The sequence below is a fragment of the Arthrobacter sp. SLBN-122 genome, from assembly GCF_006715165.1.
In the GTDB taxonomy this organism is placed as follows: domain Bacteria; phylum Actinomycetota; class Actinomycetes; order Actinomycetales; family Micrococcaceae; genus Arthrobacter.
In genome coordinates this window covers 3221856-3237607 of sequence record NZ_VFMS01000001.1, presented here as the reverse complement: position 1 = coordinate 3237607, position 15752 = coordinate 3221856, and the positions used below count along the sequence as shown (strand labels likewise).

General features: G+C 64.4%; 14 protein-coding genes and 1 tRNA gene. All 15 read right to left on the bottom strand.

Features of this window, described 5'->3' with window-relative positions; all coding sequences use genetic code 11:
• Positions 1-186: 186 nt before the first annotated feature.
• The 15 genes from FBY36_RS14990 to FBY36_RS14920 all read right to left on the bottom strand — a co-directional run bounded on the left by FBY36_RS14990 (position 187) and on the right by FBY36_RS14920 (position 15751).
• Positions 187-2340: a DEAD/DEAH box helicase gene (locus FBY36_RS14990; RefSeq protein ID WP_142120632.1), complete on the bottom strand. Its 2154-nt coding sequence runs from the start codon at positions 2338-2340 to the stop codon at positions 187-189.
• Positions 2316-3191: a HamA C-terminal domain-containing protein gene (locus FBY36_RS14985; RefSeq protein WP_142120630.1), complete on the bottom strand. Its 876-nt coding sequence runs from the start codon at positions 3189-3191 to the stop codon at positions 2316-2318. Before FBY36_RS14985 ends, FBY36_RS14990 begins: the two co-directional genes overlap by 25 nt.
• 304 nt (positions 3192-3495) lie before the next feature.
• Positions 3496-3572, bottom strand: a tRNA-Leu gene (locus tag FBY36_RS14980).
• 380 nt (positions 3573-3952) lie between these two features.
• The gene (locus tag FBY36_RS14975; protein WP_142030624.1) at positions 3953-5419 is read right to left on the bottom strand and encodes an NAD(P)/FAD-dependent oxidoreductase; all 1467 of its coding nucleotides are present in this window, start codon (positions 5417-5419) and stop codon (positions 3953-3955) included.
• A gap of 34 nt (positions 5420-5453) precedes the next feature.
• Positions 5454-6863 (bottom strand): S8 family serine peptidase, encoded by a 1410-nt coding sequence (locus FBY36_RS14970; RefSeq protein WP_142120628.1) that lies wholly within the window; start codon positions 6861-6863, stop codon positions 5454-5456.
• Positions 6864-6866: 3 nt separating this feature from the next.
• Entirely contained in the window at positions 6867-7814 is a 948-nt protein-coding gene (locus FBY36_RS14965; RefSeq protein ID WP_142120626.1) for a Ppx/GppA phosphatase family protein, read from the bottom strand.
• Positions 7811-8482, bottom strand: a complete 672-nt coding sequence (locus tag FBY36_RS14960) for a DUF501 domain-containing protein (RefSeq protein WP_142120625.1) — start codon at positions 8480-8482, stop codon at positions 7811-7813. The genes FBY36_RS14965 and FBY36_RS14960 overlap by 4 nt, the downstream gene beginning before the upstream one ends.
• A gap of 27 nt (positions 8483-8509) precedes the next feature.
• Positions 8510-9184: an FtsB family cell division protein gene (locus tag FBY36_RS14955; RefSeq protein ID WP_142120623.1), complete on the bottom strand. Its 675-nt coding sequence runs from the start codon at positions 9182-9184 to the stop codon at positions 8510-8512.
• 123 nt (positions 9185-9307) lie between these two features.
• Positions 9308-10588, bottom strand: a complete 1281-nt coding sequence (gene eno / locus FBY36_RS14950) for a phosphopyruvate hydratase (RefSeq protein ID WP_056332399.1) — start codon at positions 10586-10588, stop codon at positions 9308-9310.
• Between the two features lie 118 nt (positions 10589-10706).
• Positions 10707-11297: a MazG nucleotide pyrophosphohydrolase domain-containing protein gene (locus tag FBY36_RS14945; RefSeq protein ID WP_142122658.1), complete on the bottom strand. Its 591-nt coding sequence runs from the start codon at positions 11295-11297 to the stop codon at positions 10707-10709.
• A gap of 61 nt (positions 11298-11358) precedes the next feature.
• Positions 11359-12495, bottom strand: a complete 1137-nt coding sequence (locus FBY36_RS14940; protein WP_142120621.1) for an adenosine deaminase — start codon at positions 12493-12495, stop codon at positions 11359-11361.
• 39 nt (positions 12496-12534) lie between these two features.
• Entirely contained in the window at positions 12535-13260 is a 726-nt protein-coding gene (locus FBY36_RS14935) for a DedA family protein (RefSeq protein ID WP_142120619.1), read from the bottom strand.
• Between the two features lie 134 nt (positions 13261-13394).
• A complete protein-coding gene (locus FBY36_RS14930) occupies positions 13395-14024 on the bottom strand; it encodes a DedA family protein (RefSeq protein WP_142120618.1) in 630 nt (209 codons plus the stop codon).
• Between the two features lie 6 nt (positions 14025-14030).
• A complete protein-coding gene (locus FBY36_RS14925; protein WP_142120616.1) occupies positions 14031-15347 on the bottom strand; it encodes a thymidine phosphorylase in 1317 nt (438 codons plus the stop codon).
• Entirely contained in the window at positions 15344-15751 is a 408-nt protein-coding gene (locus tag FBY36_RS14920; RefSeq protein WP_142120614.1) for a cytidine deaminase, read from the bottom strand. The genes FBY36_RS14925 and FBY36_RS14920 overlap by 4 nt, the downstream gene beginning before the upstream one ends.
• Position 15752: the final 1 nt, after the last annotated feature.

Sequence of the window (15752 nt, the reverse complement as noted above, 5' to 3'; positions counted from 1 at the left end):
CCGCTTCGCATAAGTGCAAGGCGGGGGTTCTGCTTTGCCTGCCTCAGTACTGGGGGCGACCGAGGCGCGGCGGGTCCGGTTCCACAATATTGGGGGGCTTGTGAAACCGGACGAATCAAGCATAGCCGGAATTAATCAGCCTGCTTACTATTTGTGAGCAGGGGCACACTGTCCCCCGAGTAGGACCTAATCGCTGGATAAGGCGTAGTCCAGCAGGTCCCGTTCGTACTGGGTCAATTCCGGAATCTTACTAAGATCCAGACTCCGGAGGCCCCAGATCAGGGCATCCAAGGTGTCCGCCCGTGGTATCCGACGCAGCAATTTCTTGGTGACCTGAGAGGGAATCCCAAACTCCTCCGCTGTGAGCAACAGGGGTGCTTGGAAGCCAGCCTCCATACGTGCCGCGAACGCTTCGTAGTTCCCTGGCCTGATTCCGCGAGGCGGCAAGATTTCTTTCGCTATGGAATCCAGTGCCCTGATACGAGCGGGAAGGTTATGGTCAATCCAGAACCGAAGGAAGTTATAGGCATCCTCCACCTTGCTGTCGTAAGCATCGTCTCCCTCAGCCCGTTCTGTCACCGTGGCAAGGAACGCCCGAACATCGCCGTTGACATCGGAAAGGTTTTTCACGAGGTAGGCAAGTTGCTTGGCTGTGGTGGCCAGATGGTTGGTCCTTCCCCGAGGCGGGATGTAATCCCAAACAAGGCTGACGACAGCGAGCAGCTCCTTATACGTTGGGTACGGCTTAGTCCACAGGATTTCGCCCAGGAGGCGGGGATTTACTGTCGCAAGATGCTTCGCTAGTTCGATCTGCTCCGCAGGGCTGACTCCCGCGTTCTTTTGCATGGTTTCCACCGAGAGGATTGGCTGCTCGATCACCTCACGCAGGCGTGCCCGTGTCCGTTCTGAACGGTCTTCCTCATCAATGGACAGAAGCAGGCTGTCAGAAGCCCCATCGCTCTGGCTCAGGCCGGGGATATCGATGCTGGGCAGTACCTCAACTGGTGGTGGATTGAACATGAAAATTCGCCCAATGAAGTGCTTTAGCATCCTCCCGCCGCGTCCCCGGATATTTGCGAACGTGAAGTAGTTGTAGCCAGCGTTCCCGATGGTTTTATCCAGAATGATGATGTTCTTGGCCCGTGTGTTCACGCCCTCAATCAGGGAGTTTGTGCAAACGAGAACACCGATGTCTTCCGCATCGAATGCCTTGATGACCAGCGGACCCAGCCATCGTGGGAGCCGGCCATGGTGAACACCGATGCCCAGTCGCAGGTTCCTCGGAAGGCTCCACCGGGCGCTGATATTGTCCTCAAGCCATTTGGCGGTATTCGGCATCCCTTCGCCGTAGCCGCCTTCGGGAGCGTCTTCTTGCAGCCACTTGGCGACCATCCGCACCCGATTTGGACTCCGGCAGAAGATGAGTGTGGGGCCGTCAACCTCAGAAAGGATTCGCCGAATCTCCCGCCGTTCATCCTCCTCCGTTTCGGCAGTGACAGGGATGGTGTCCGCTGCCACGGTGCTGAAGTTGGTGACGATAAGGCTGGCACGCAGTTCGGCCGGCAACAACTCCGACAGGGACTGAATCATGGGTGCCGCAAGGTAGAACTGAGCCCCGGTCTTCCGAAGCCTGTACATCGCCCGGTTCAGCAGTTCGCTGCGGTCGTTGACCAGGGTTTCCCTGCCGTTGTGGTCATCAAGCTTGTAAAACTCATCCACGAAAAAGAAGTCCGGGGTGGGCATGTCCTCAATCGCCAGATACCGCTCTTGGGTCAGGACGAACAGGTTCCTATCCCCGTAGGTCTGTCCAGGGTGAGTGATGAGTTTGAAGTCGGTGAAGCGTGCCAGCCGTCGCCGCAGTTCATCGATGAGGGCGATGGTGGGCACGATGATGACAAGGTTGTTGTACTTCCCGGAGGCAATTAGTGCATCAAGGATGACGGTCTTGCCGAAACTGGTGGGAGCAGACAGGATGACGTTCTCCCCCGCCATCAGTTTCCGGTAGACCTCGGTTTGTACCCGATGGAAGACGACACCATCCAGATTGTCGGGTCGGTTCATTTCCAAAGCGATCTGGTCCGCCAACGGGAGCAGGTCAGGGGCGATGTTCTCAACGTAAGGAAAAAGTCCAAGCCCGCGTGCCAGTGCCATGAGGAGGGGCATCTCGGGTTCGAAGTCCTCAGAACGGTCCAACGCCCGGATAACGAGGTCCTGCACAATACGGCTGTCACCATCGGTAGCCTTCAGTGCAGCGATACCCGCCAGGATTGAGAACTCCTGACCTTCCTCCAACGTTGGGGCGGCGAGTGCAGTCCTTATGGCATCGATGCTAGTTGCCACGCCTTGAGCCTCTCATCAAACGCATCCAGCAGATCTTTTTTGGTTGCCATGGGCAGGAGAATCAGGTGAATCTTGACCTCCCTGGGCATGGTCCGCTTCCCAAACCTCCGTTGGAATGCTTCCCACTCCCGCTTCATCTGGGCTGTGATTTCATCTCGGTAGGCTTGGTTACTGCGTTTGTGCCGGCCAGTCACCTCACTGTCGAAGGTGATGAATACAGGGATGACCACCCGCTCGAACACCTCATCAAGGGAGATTTCCTGCCTTAGCAGAGCCTTCACCTTGTCCGCGTGCTGCCAGCCGGATTCAATCTTGTCCGAGATGGCGGCGAACTCTGAGCGGAGGTACTGCGTTTCCAGATGGTCTTCCAACTCATCCAGCACCGCACCAATGGCTTGGGAACTGTTCTTGAAAAACTTGGACTCTCCTAGCCAGAGTTCCAGTCCACCATCAGAGCCATCGCCAGGAATTTCCACGATATGGGCAGCATCGAAACCCTTGACCGTATCGTTGGCCGCGTCCTTGAAATAGATACGACTGATGGCCCGCTGTGAGTTCAGGAACTTCCTGAGGATGATGTGCAGGAGCAGTTCGCCAATTTCGCCCCGGAGTTCAGTGTCCTTGGTTTTGTAAATTCGGCCGAGAGCCTTTCCCATGAGTCTGAAGGCATTCGCACGCGAGATGTTGGCTAGTTCCTCATGGGGAAGAATCCAGTCCATCGCCCACTCGATGAGATCGTTGGACAGCGCTCGAAAACGCCACTGTGCATCCTCATGGCCTGCACAAACTCCGAGCAAGGGGATGGCATGGTCGAATTCCTCCACCACCGTGCTCAAAACGGTGGGAGGCATTTCCTCCGCTGGCACGACAAGCCCCCCAATACACGCAATTCTCAGCAGGCCGAAAGACCGGCGCTCAAGGAGAATACTTTAGGCTTCAAAATTACACTGCTGGCATTGGTACCCGCGAAACGCTGGCTATGGACGCGGCAAGTATTACCTCCCGCCAAGAGGGAAGCCTCCTGTGTGGTTCTAAGGCCCTACGGTGCTACGAACCAGCATCCGGACATCCGGGACGTTGAAACAACCCCAGGAACACTCAGGATGGCTCTGGATATAGGAAGAGGAGTCAGACGGTAAGCCTGACTCCTCTACTTGGTGCCCCCGGTGGTATTCGAAACCACACCTTTACCGATTTTAAGTCGGTTGCCTCTGCCGTTGGGCTACGGGGGCGTTTTGTGTCCCCCACATCCTATGATGTCAGCCCGGTTCAATCCCACTCAGAGCCCCGAGTTAAGCACAATTTTGCCCCTTCAGGACACTCCGCGAGGCCAGTTCGGCACAACCGTAAGCACAATAGGCACAGCACGGTGGATTTTTGGAAGCCCAGCCTGAACCAACTTCCGCGTCATGACTGGGAAGTAAGGCCGTTAGGGCAAAAAGATAAGCACATAGGAGGAAGATTTTAAGTCCGCTGCCTCTGCCAATTGGGCTACTGGGGCGCCGGGTCAATGGTACCCGTGAAAGGCGCATCGGCTGGAAACGCCGACGGCGGCCGGCCCCCACAAGGGGCCGGCCGCCGTCGTGCGCTGTAAAGCGGTGGAACGGACGCGCTACTTGGCGTTCGCCGCCACCGTTTCCTTGGGAGCAGCAGTGGCGGTTGAACCGGATCCGGCCGCCGGAGCGGCTGCCGGTGCAGCCGCGGGCTTCGGGGCGGGGGTTGCTGCCGAGACGAAAGCGCCGCGGGGGTTGTCCAGGTCCATCAGCTGGGTGGTGTCGCGGCCGGCGAAGAAGCCGATGATCCAGTTCAGGATGACGCGGAACTTGCGCTCGAACGTGGGCATGGCCATGCCGTGGTAACCGCGGTGGGCCAGCCACGCCAGTCCGCCCTTGAGGCCGATGCGGCCCAGGAGGTTGATGTTGGCAACACCCTTCCACTCACCGAAGCCGGCAACAGCACCCAGGTTCTTGTGCTTGTAGTCCGCCAGCGGCTTGTCCCAACGGGAGGCCCACAGGTTCTTGGCGAGGCGCTTGGCCTGGCGCAGGGCGTGCTGGGCGTTGGGTACGCAAGTGCCGTCCGGCAGGCCCTTGCCGGTGAGGTCCGGGACAGCGGCGATATCGCCGGCGGCCCACGCATTCTCCACGATGCCTTCGTCACCGGCGATGCGCAGGTCCGGCAGGACGCGGACGCGGCCGCGGGGCTCGAGCGGGAAGTCGGTGGAGCGGACCATCGGGTTGGCCTGCACGCCTGCAGTCCAAACCAGGGTGTCGGCTTCGAATTCCTGGGCGGGGGTCTTGTCCGGCAGATTGATGAGCTTCAGGGTGCCTTCGGCGCTGTCCAGCGAGGTGTTCAGGAGGACCTCGATGCCGCGGCTGCGGAGGTGCTCAACCACCCAGTCAGCCTGCTTGGCGGTGACCTCCGGCATGATGCGGCCCATGGCTTCGACCAGGACGAAGCGGACTTCCTCCTGCTTGATGCGCGGGTTGTTGCGCACGGCTGCGCGGGCGAGGTCTTCCATTTCGGTGATGCATTCGATGCCGGCAAAGCCGCCGCCGACCACCACGAAGGTGAGGGCCCGGGCGCGTGCGGCAGGGTCCGTCATGGTGGAGGCAACCTCGATGCGCTCCAGCAGCTTGTTGCGCAGCGCAACGGCTTCCTCGATGGTCTTCAGGCCGATGCCCTTGTCCGCCAGGCCCTTGATGGGGAACGTGCGGGTGATGGCGCCGGCTGCAAGCACGACGTCGAAGTACGGGATTTCAAAGTTTTCGCCGCCATCGGCGGGTGCCACCACAGCCGTGCGGTTCTCGTGGTCGATTGAGGTGACGCGGCCCTGGATCAGTTCCGTCTGCTTGAGGTGCTGGCGGTGGGAAACCACCGCGTGGCGGGCTTCAATATTGCCGCCGGCCACCTCGGGGAGGAAGGGCTGGTAAGTCATGTAGGGCAGGGGATCAACGACGGTGACGATGCCGCCGGCATTCGCGATCTTCTTCTGCAGTTTCAGTGCTACGTACAGGCCGACGTACCCGCCGCCGACGACGAGTACCCTGGGACGGTCCTGGAGCTGTGGGGTGGTTGCCATAGTTTAAGGATAGCGCAGTTTGTGAAAATCTTCACTAGCTGGCACCCCGGTCCGTAACGTGTGGATTAGTGCGCGAATGCACCCGTTCCACCACCCCGGTTTCCGGCTCTTCCCCGGCAAGGGCAGGGTTCCGGGCGGCCCTCCGGAGCTGGATGGCAGCAGCAGCGATGATGGCTGCGAAGAGGAGTCCAAAACCGATGACGACGGTGGCGCCAATGGCGCTGTCACGCTGCGAAGGCGCCTTGGCAGCGGGAACGGTAGCTTCGGGCAGGGTGGGTGCCGCGCTGGGTACAGAGGTGGCGGTGGGCAGCGGGGCGGCAGGAGCAGCGTTGCCCCGCCGGTGCACCCGGATCCATTCGGCGACAGTACCCAGCGGGTTGACGGACACCTGGGGGACGTCGGCCTTTAGCGCGGCTTCTGCGTTGAGGATGCCGTAGCCGTACAGCGGGTCCTTGCCCGGAGCGCCGGCGTCCTTTGCCGTGGAGACGATCCTGTTGATCACCTGTTCGGCGCTCATGTCCGGCCACTTGGACCGGATCAGGGCGGCGACGCCGGCAACGATCGGCGTGGACCCGGAGGTCCCGGCCCATTCCGCGTAGCTTCCGCCAGGGAGGCCTCCCAGCAGGTTCTCGGCAGGGGCAGCCACCCCGATGCTGATTCCCTGTGAAGAGGCGTCAACGCTGGCCAGGTTCCTGCGGTCCAGGCCGGCGACGGTGAGAACACCGGGAATGGTTGCGGGCGCTCCCACCTGGGTGTTGCCGCCCACGCGGTTGCCGGCGGCGGCCACGATGACCACGTCCTTTTGCTCCGCATACAGGAACGCCGCGTCCCAGCTTTGAGGCCACTGCGGCGTTGTGCTGCCCAGCGAAATGTTGATCACCTTGGCGCCGTTGTCCACGGCCCAACGGACTGCCTCGGGAATCTGGTCCTGGTCGCTCTTGCCCGAAGGATTGGCTGAACCGAGCCAGGTGGAGACGGAAAGGAGCTGCGCCTCCGGTGCCACGCCCACGATGCCGTCCGGCGGCGTGCCCTGCGGCCCGGGACTGGGACTGGGGCTGGGGCTTGCGGGCTGGTGTCCGCGGCCCGCCAGCATGGTAGCCACCAGGGTGCCGTGCTCGGGCTTGGAGCCGACGCTCTTCTGGCCGTCCGGCTGTCCTGAGCCGGACGCGTCATAACCGCCCACGACCGCGCCCTTGAGGTCCGGATGCTGCGCGTCGATGCCGCTGTCGATAACGGCCACCTTGACGCCGGCACCCTTGGACACTTCCCAGGCCTTGGTGATGCCGGAATCTGCCAGCCAGTATTCCTTGTCACGCCATTCATCAGCATTTGCGGCGGGCGCCGTGAAGAGGCCCGCGCACAGGCAGAACGCCGCCAGGAGGACGGCCAGGACGGCGGCCGCCGCCCGGGGCACCAAGGGGGTGGAAGCTGGGGTGGAGTGCATGGCCTAACCGATGCTCAGCGCGATGCCGTCAAGGATGTCGTGTTCGCTTGCGGTGGCCTCGGTGATCCTTCCGCCGCTCAACTCCCCCATCCGTTCCAGGATGCGGCGCCACACCAGCCCCCCGGCTCCGATGACATCCACACGTCCGGGGTGCATGTACGGCAGTGCCGCGCGGCTTGCCCGGGTCATGGACAGCAGGTCGGTGGCGGCGGCGCGGACGTCCCCGATGGGCAGTACTGCACCGTGGATGGCGGCCGGCGAATATTCCGGCAGGCGGAGCGCATGGGCGGTGATGGTGGTGACGGAGCCGGCAACACCGACGACGGCGGTGGCGCGTTCCAGCGGCACGTCGCGTCCTGCCCGGGCCATGGCTGCGTCCACGTCGGCTTCCGCGGCGGCAATCTGTTCCGCCGTGGGTGGATCGGCACGCAGGTGCCGTTCGGTCAGGCGGACACAGCCGATGTCCACGGACTTCGCGGCGGTGACCCCGGCGGCGGTGCCCAGGACGAACTCGGTGCTTCCGCCCCCGAGGTCCACCACCAGCACCTGGTGGCCGTCCAGGATGGGCAGGACGCTGCTGGCACCGGCAAAGGACAAGGCCGCTTCCTCGTCCCCGGAGATTACTTCCGGTTCCACTCCCAGCAGGTCCCTGATGCCGTCGACGAAGACGTTCCGGTTGCGCGCATCGCGGCTCGCGGAGGTGGCTACGAAGCGGATCCGCTCCGCGCCGTGTTCTTTGATGAGGCGGGCGTAGTCAGCAGTGGCGGCGAAGGTGCGTTCCAGGGCCTCCGGGGCCAGTTCGCCCGTGGCATCCACGCCCTGGCCCAGCCGGACCACGCGCATCTCCCTGACGACGTCGGTAAGGGCCGCGTTGCCGTTACTGCGGTTAATGTCCGCGATCAGGAGGCGGATGGAGTTGGTGCCGCAGTCGATGGCGGCCACGCGGGTCATTCGCCGGCCTCCGTGGCGCCGGCGGACTTCCGCACGGGGGCGGGGCGTCCGACGATATCGGGCAGGCCTTGGGGTCCGTGGCGGCTAAGGTCCCTGGATGGCGCCTCGCCGGTGGTGTCCCAGGCGCCGGTGCAGTAGCACCTGTCCGCGGTCCACCATTCGCTGATCATGTCCAGCGCCTGGTCACCGAGGGGGTTGACGCCGCTGCCTGCTGCCAGGGAATGACCCACCAGGACGTGCAGACATTTGACGCGGGTGGGCATTCCGCCGGCGGAGACGCCGTCGATTTCAGGCACCGGACCGATGCCTGAACGCTCGCCGATGGCGGCACGGGCGGCCAGGTACTCCTCGTGTGCTGTCCGGTAGTCAGCTGCGAGCCCGGCATCGCCTGCCAGCTGGTCGTTCATGCTGTTCATGACGCCTGCCGCTTCAAGCCTGGAAACCGCGGAGGTGATGACCGGGTGCGTCAGGTAAAAGGTGGTGGGAAAGGGGGTGCCGTTGCTGAGGCGCGGTGCGGTGGCCGCTACCAGTGGGTTTCCACAGACGCAGCGCGCCGGAATCTCCACGACGTCGCGGACGGGACGTCCCAGCTGCCTGCTCAGTACTTCAAGGTCGTGTGCTGTCGGTTGGCGGGATTCGTCCCGGGCGGCTGCCGTGTTGTGTTCCACTGTCGCGGGCCGTCCTTCCTGTGCGGTTCAGTCTGTGGCCGCGCGCCTGATGGACTCCCACAGGGAATCCACCCACGGCAGATCGGCGGGGTCTTGTGCTGCTGCGCCGGCGGGGCTACTGCTTTCTCCGGCCGGCTCATCGCTGCCAAAAACCCAGTAGCCGGTTTCGCCCGGCATAACCATGTTAATGCGGTCGCGGGCCTGCTGTTTGACGTAGTTGGGGTCCTGCCACCGCGAAACCTGCTGACGGAGGGCGTCGCCTTCGGCCTGGCGTGCGGCGATATCGGCGTTCAGCGCGTCGATTTCGGCTTTCTTGTCGAAGAAGATCTTCACCGTGGGCGCCAGCATGATGGTGATGGCGATCATGACAACGGCCAGGGCCAGCATTCGGCCGGAGAACGCCTTGGCCGGGACCGGGTGCTGCTCCTCGTCACCGGTCCGGGGGGCCTTGCCGTCACCGGAACTGCTGCCTTTGCGTCCGGCGGAAGGCCGGGCCTTAGCCGCCTTCCCGGCGGCGTGGCTCCCTGCTCCATGCACCTGGTTACCGCCCAAAGGTGCGGTATGCGCCTTGGCGTCCGCACCCTTGCCCGGGCGAAAATCCGCCCGGATGACCTCGGCACGGCCGGAGGATCCGTCGTCGGCCGTTTCCTTGGCTGGACGGGCGGGGGCAACCTTGGGAACTTTGGGGCGGCGGGTAGCCATGACACTCCTGAAACGCAGCCTGCCTGGGGCCGCCACTATCTGTGCTGGACAAATGCTGCTGGAAACAACAGCGGTGGCTATGGTCTTTCAACCATAGCCACCGCGGATGGGTTTAGGCGGTTACTAGCCCTTGAAACGCGGGAACGCGCTGCGGCCGGCGTAGCGTGCGGCGTCGTCCAGTTCCTCTTCGATGCGCAGCAGCTGGTTGTACTTGGCAACGCGCTCGGAGCGGGCAGGGGCGCCGGTCTTGATCTGGCCGGCGTTGGTGGCCACCGCGATGTCGGCGATGGTGGTGTCCTCGGTTTCGCCGGAGCGGTGTGAGGTGATGGTGGTGTAGCCGGCGCGCTGGGCCAGGCTCACGGCATCCAGGGTCTCGGTCAGCGAACCGATCTGGTTGACCTTGACCAGCAGGGAGTTGGCGGTCCTGGTGTCGATGCCGCGCTGCAGGATGGAGGGGTTGGTGACGAAGAGGTCGTCACCCACCAGCTGGACCTTGTCGCCGATCGAGTCGGTGAGGGTCTTCCAGCCTTCCCAGTCGTTCTCGTCCAGGGGGTCTTCGATGGAGACCAGCGGGTAGTCTGCCACGAGCTCGGCGTAGTAGGCGCTCATCTCGGTGGCGGACAGGGACTTGCCTTCGAACTGGTAGGCGCCGTCCTTGAAGAACTCGGAGGAGGCAACGTCCAGGGCCAGTGCGATGTCCTTGCCCGGGGTATAGCCGGCGTTCTTGATGGCTTCCTGGATCAGGTCCAGGGCTGCACGGTTGGACGGCAAGTTCGGGGCGAAGCCGCCCTCGTCGCCGAGGCCGGTGGACAGGCCCTTTTCCTTGAGCACGGACTTGAGGTTGTGGTAGACCTCGACGCCCCAGCGCAGGCCTTCAGAGAAGGTCTCGGCGCCGATCGGGGCGATCATGAATTCCTGGATGTCGACGTCCGAGTCCGCGTGCGATCCGCCGTTGAGGATATTCATCAGCGGCACGGGCAGGACGTGGGCGTTGGGGCCGCCCAGGTACTTGTAGAGCGGCAGGTCGGCGGAGGCTGCGGCGGCGTTGGCGACGGCCAGGGAGACGCCCAGGATGGCGTTGGCGCCGAGCTTGCCCTTGTTGGGGGTGCCGTCCAGGTCCAGCATGGCCTGGTCAATGCTGCGCTGGTCGGTGGCGTCGAAGCCGGTCAGGGCGGGGGCGATCTGGTCGATCACGGCGTCGACGGCCTTCTGCACGCCCTTGCCGAGGTAGCGGCCCTTGTCGCCGTCGCGCAGTTCGACGGCCTCGTGCTCACCGGTGGAAGCGCCGGAGGGAACCGCCGCCCGACCGATCTGGCCGTCGGAAAGCAGGACTTCAACTTCTACGGTGGGGTTGCCGCGGGAATCGAGGATCTCGCGGGCGTGGATGGCATCGATAAGCGCCATGAATTTGCTCCTTATGGGCGATTAACGGGGGGAATCAGGCAGAAAACTCGACGTACTCGTCTGGGACCAGCGTAGTCGAGAGTGCTCCGGGTTACTCAAACCGGGCAAGACCGGGACGTCATGATGCTGCCGGGCCGCTTTGGTCAGCCTGGTCGCTTTGGTAACGGCGGACCGCGGCGCGCAGGGCGCGCTCGGCGTCCATGCCGCTGTCCCGGGCGGAGCGCACGACGGCGAGCAGCAGGTTTCCGAGTTCATCCTCGCTTGTGGGAACGGGAGCCCCCTCGGGGAGCCCCAGGCCCGCGCGGGCGGCCCGGTCCAGCGACTTGTGGGCCTTGGCCAGCGCAGGCAGCGCGTCCGGAATGCCTTCAAAGGCATTGAGCCGCTCCGGGCGTTCGGCCCGTTTGACCGCATCCCACTTCTGCTCGATCTCCTCGACCGTCGCCGGGAAGCTGTCCTGCAGGGAACCGTCGGGTTTGAAGACGTGCGGGTTGCGGCGAATCATCTTGGCACCCAGGCCGCGCGCCACGTCGTCGAACGTGAACGCGCCCCGCTCCTCAGCCAGCCGGGCATGCAGCACCACCTGGAGCAGGACATCTCCCAGCTCGCCCCGGAGTTCGGCGTCCGGGTGGCCGTCCTCGATGGCCTCGGCCACCTCGTACGCCTCCTCCAGGAGGTACTCCACGAGTGAAGCGTGGGTCAGGGCCCCCATCCAGGGACAGTGCTCGCGCAGCTCCGCGACGATGGTGACCAGCTGTTCAGCCGCTGGATGGTCAGCCAAGGTTGGCGTAGGCGTCGTTGATGTATTCCACCAGCGCTTCCTTTTCCTCCAGGGGCAGGAAGGATGCCTCGGCGGCGTTGAGGGTCAGCTCCAGCAGGTCGTCGAGGTCATAGTCGAAGGTTTCCACCAGCAGGTTGAACTCATCGGTCAGGGTGACGCCGCTCATCAGCCGGTTGTCCGTGTTGATGGTGACGTTGAAGCCCAGCTGGTAGAGCATGTCCAGCGGGTGGCTTTCGATGCCTTCGCCGAATTCCGCGATGGCGCCGGTCTGGAGGTTTGAGGAGGGGCAGATTTCCAGGGCGATGCCGCGGTCGCGGACCCAGCTGGAGAGGTCCCCGAGGGTAACCAGGCCCACGGTGTCGCCGGCTTCGTCGTCGTCGTCGAATTCCACCATGATGTCCTCGGCGATGCGGACGCCGTGTCCCAGCCGCAGGGCCCGGCCGTCCACCAGCGCGGACTGGATGCTGTCCAGTCCGGCGGCCTCGCCGGCGTGAACCGTGGCGGGGAAGTTGTGCTGCGCAAGGTAGGTGAAGGCGTCCTTGAAGCGGCTGGGCAGGAAGCCGTCCTCGGCCCCGGCGATGTCAAAGCCCACGGCGCCCTTGTTGCGGTGGCGGACGGCCAGTTCGGCGATCTCCTGGCCGCGGTCAGCGTGCCGCATGGCGGTGATCAGCTGGCCGACCTGGATTTCGCGGCCGCTTTCAGAGACAGCTTCGACGCCGGCTTCCAGGCCGTCCTGGACTGCTTCGACAGCTTCATCGAGGCTGAGGCCCTTCTGGAGGTGCTGCTCGGGGGCCCAGCGGACCTCGCCGTACACCACGCCGTCGTCGGCAAGGTCCTCGACGAATTCCTTCGCCACCCGGAACAGGCCGTCGTAGGTCTGCATCACGGCAACGGTGTGGTCGAACGTTTCCAGGTAGCGGACCAGGGATCCGGAATCCGCTGATTCCTGGAACCACTGCCCCAGGGCCACGGGGTCGGTCGAAGGGAGCGGGTGGCCAACGGCCCCCGCCAGTTCGATGATGGTGGCAGGACGGAGTCCCCCGTCCAGGTGGTCGTGAAGGGAAACCTTGGGCAGGCTCTTCAGGTCAAAATCGATGGCAGGGGCAGCGTCAACAATGGGCTCAGTCACGTTCCCACCTTAGGGTGGGGCGGGATTCAAAGCCAGCCGCTACTTGGCTGCCGGGCCGGCCTCCGCCGAGGGCATTACCAGGGCCTGGGTGCCCGGGCGTCCCTCATGGCCCGGGGTTGGCGTGTCATCGCTCCAGCCGTCTGTATCAGGGGCGTCGTTCCGGCCCAGCCGCTTGTGCCACCAGCGCAGCAGGTGGTCGATGACGATGCCCAGGACGATGGCGAACACGACGGCGATGCCCGCGCTCAGCAGGGGGTTGTGGTGCAGCCAGGGGAACGAGCTGGCAAGAACGCCGATTCCCAGGGAGTAGCCCACCCACGTGACGCAGGCGAAGGCATCGAAGACGAAGAACCTGCGGTGCGAGAAGCCGGTGCTGCCGGCGACGTAGTTGACGGCCACCCGGCCCCAGGGGATGTACCGGGCGGTGAAGATCAGGACGGCGCCGCGCTTTTCCAGCTCATAGCGCGCCCAGGCGAAGACCTTCCGGACCTTGGGCCGACGCATCCACCCCCACCGGTCCAGGCCGATCTTGCGGCCGAGCAGGTAGGCCATGTTGTCGCCGCAGATGGCACCGATCAGGGCCGTGAGGCCCAGGATCCAGAGGTTGGGTTCGCCGCTGTGCCGGGAGAACGCCGCCAGCGCAACAATGAGGGTCTCGCTGGGGACCACCATGGCGAAGCCGTCCACGAAGAAGAACACCAGCAGGACGGGGTAAATCCACCACTGGCCCGCTGCATGGAGCACGGCCTCATTAATAAACTCCACGCGGTGTTGCTCCTGTATTAAAAATGACACAGCCAAAGTGCCGCAGCCAAAGCGGAAATCGTTCCTAAGTGTCCCACGCGGGGTCCGCAGTCCGCTACGCCCCAATGCCCGGAATTACCCCTTAAACGCGCTGCTCAGGCACCTGGTTCCCTGATCCGTTCCACAACGTTGGGTTTGCCCCGGAATTTGTTGATCACCAGGTCAACCACGATGCCCAGGGCAATTGCGCAGACGATGGCGATTGCCGCGCCAAGGACGTGGTTGTCCTCGAACCATTGGCCGAAGAAGAGCCCGATCGCCACGGAGTAGCCGGCCCAGAGGCTGGCCGAGAGGACGGTCAGGCCGACAAACCGGACATGCGGATAGTGGGTGGCCCCGGCGGTCAGGTTGACGGCCACCCGGCCGATGGGGACAAAGCGGGCCACCAGGATCAGCGAGGCGGGCCGCTTCCGCAGTTCGCGGCCCGCCCAGCGGAATGCACTTTGCATGCGCGGCCCGCGCATCCAGGCCCAGCGCGTGGTGCCCACCCGCCGTCCCAGCAGGTAGGCGATGTTGTCACCCGAGAAGGCACCCGCAGCCGCGACCAAGGCCAGGAGCAATGGATTGGGAACATCGGCGGTGGCGGCAACGGCTGCAAGGCCCACCACCACGGATTCACTGGGGACGGGCGGGAAGAAACCGTCAATGATGCAGCAGGCCAACACCAGGACGAGCACCCAGGGCTGCCCGGCTGCGGCGAGGATGAAGTCATTGATGGCCTGCATTGGTGCCTATGCTATGCGGTCGATGATGAGTTGCTGGGCGGGCCGCGAACCTTCCGGTGCGATAACCACGGCGTGTTCCAGGGCTTCCCTGGCACGGGCAAACCGCTCCGGGGTGTCCGTGAGCAGGGTCATCAGGGGTTCCCCGGCGCGGACGGTGGCGCCGGGCTTTGCGTGCATCCGCACGCCGGCCCCCGCCTGGACAGCGTCCTCCTTGCGGGCGCGGCCGGCGCCCAGCCGCCAGGCAGCCACCCCAACCGCCAGGGCGTCGAGTTCCACCAGCACACCGTCCGCCGGAGCGTAGACAACCTCGGATTCCCTGGCCACCGGGAGCGCGGCCCGGGGGTCGCCGCCCTGGGCTTCGATCATCCGGTTCCAGACGTCCATGGCCCGGCCGTCCTTGAGTGCAGCGGCGGGGTCGGCGTCGTGAACTCCTGCACAGGCGAGCATCTCTTCGGCGAGCCGGATGGTCAGCTCCACCACGTCATCGGGGCCGCCGCCGGCCAGAACCTCAACAGACTCCTCCACCTCGATGGCGTTGCCGGCCGTGAGGCCCAGGGGGGTGTCCATGTTGGTCAGCAGCGCCACAGTGTTGACGCCGGCATCCTTGCCCAGCGCCACCATGGTCTGGGCGAGTTCCCGGGCCTTGGCCTCGTCCTTCATGAACGCGCCGCTGCCCACCTTGACGTCCAGGACCAGCGATCCGGTGCCCTCGGCGATCTTCTTGCTCATGATGGACGACGCGATCAGCGGGATGGCTTCCACCGTGCCGGTCACATCACGCAGGGCGTAGAGCTTCTTGTCTGCGGGCGCCAGGCCGGCACCGGCGGCGCAGATCACCGCCCCGACGTCCTGGAGCTGGGCCAGGATCTCCTCATTGGAAAGATTGGCCCGCCACCCCGGAATGGATTCCAGCTTGTCCAGGGTGCCGCCGGTGTGCCCCAGCCCGCGGCCTGACAGCTGCGGCACGGCCACGCCGAACACGGCGACCAGCGGGGCCAGCGGCAGCGTGATCTTGTCCCCCACGCCCCCGGTGGAATGCTTGTCCGTGGTGTACTTCAGGCCCCCGTCGGGACGCCGGAGGCTCGAGAAGTCCATCCGCTCCCCGGACGCGATCATGGCAGCGGTCCAGCGGGCAACCTCTGCCCGGTCCATCCCGTTAAGCAGGATGGCCATGTTCAGTGCTGCCATCTGCTCATCCGCGATCGCGCCGCGGGTGTAGGCGTCGATGGTCCAGTCGATCTGTTCGGGGCTCAGTGTTCCCTTGTCCCGCTTGATGCGGATGATGTCGACGGCGTCGAACGCCTCGGTCCTGCTCTCGGTCAAGGGGTCTCCTCCAGGTGTTCGGGACCAAAGGCGTCGGGGAGCACCTGGTCCATGGTCTTGATGCCGTGGGTGGTCATGAGCTGCATGTCCGGGGCACGGAATTCGTACAGCAGTTGGCGGCACCGGCCGCAGGGCATGAGCACATTGCCTGCCCCGTCAACGCAGTAGAACGCCCGCAGCAGGCCGCCGCCGGTCATGTGCAGGTTTCCCACCAGGGCGCATTCCGCGCAGAGCGTCAGCCCATAGCTGGCGTTCTCCACGTTGCAGCCGCTGACAATCCGGCCGTCCCCGGTGAGGGCCGCTGCCCCTACCGGGAACTTGGAGTATGGGGCGTAGGCGTTCTGCATGGCGGCGACGGCGGCTGCCTCGAGAGCCGCCCAGTCCACCGTTTGGGCGTTGTCCATT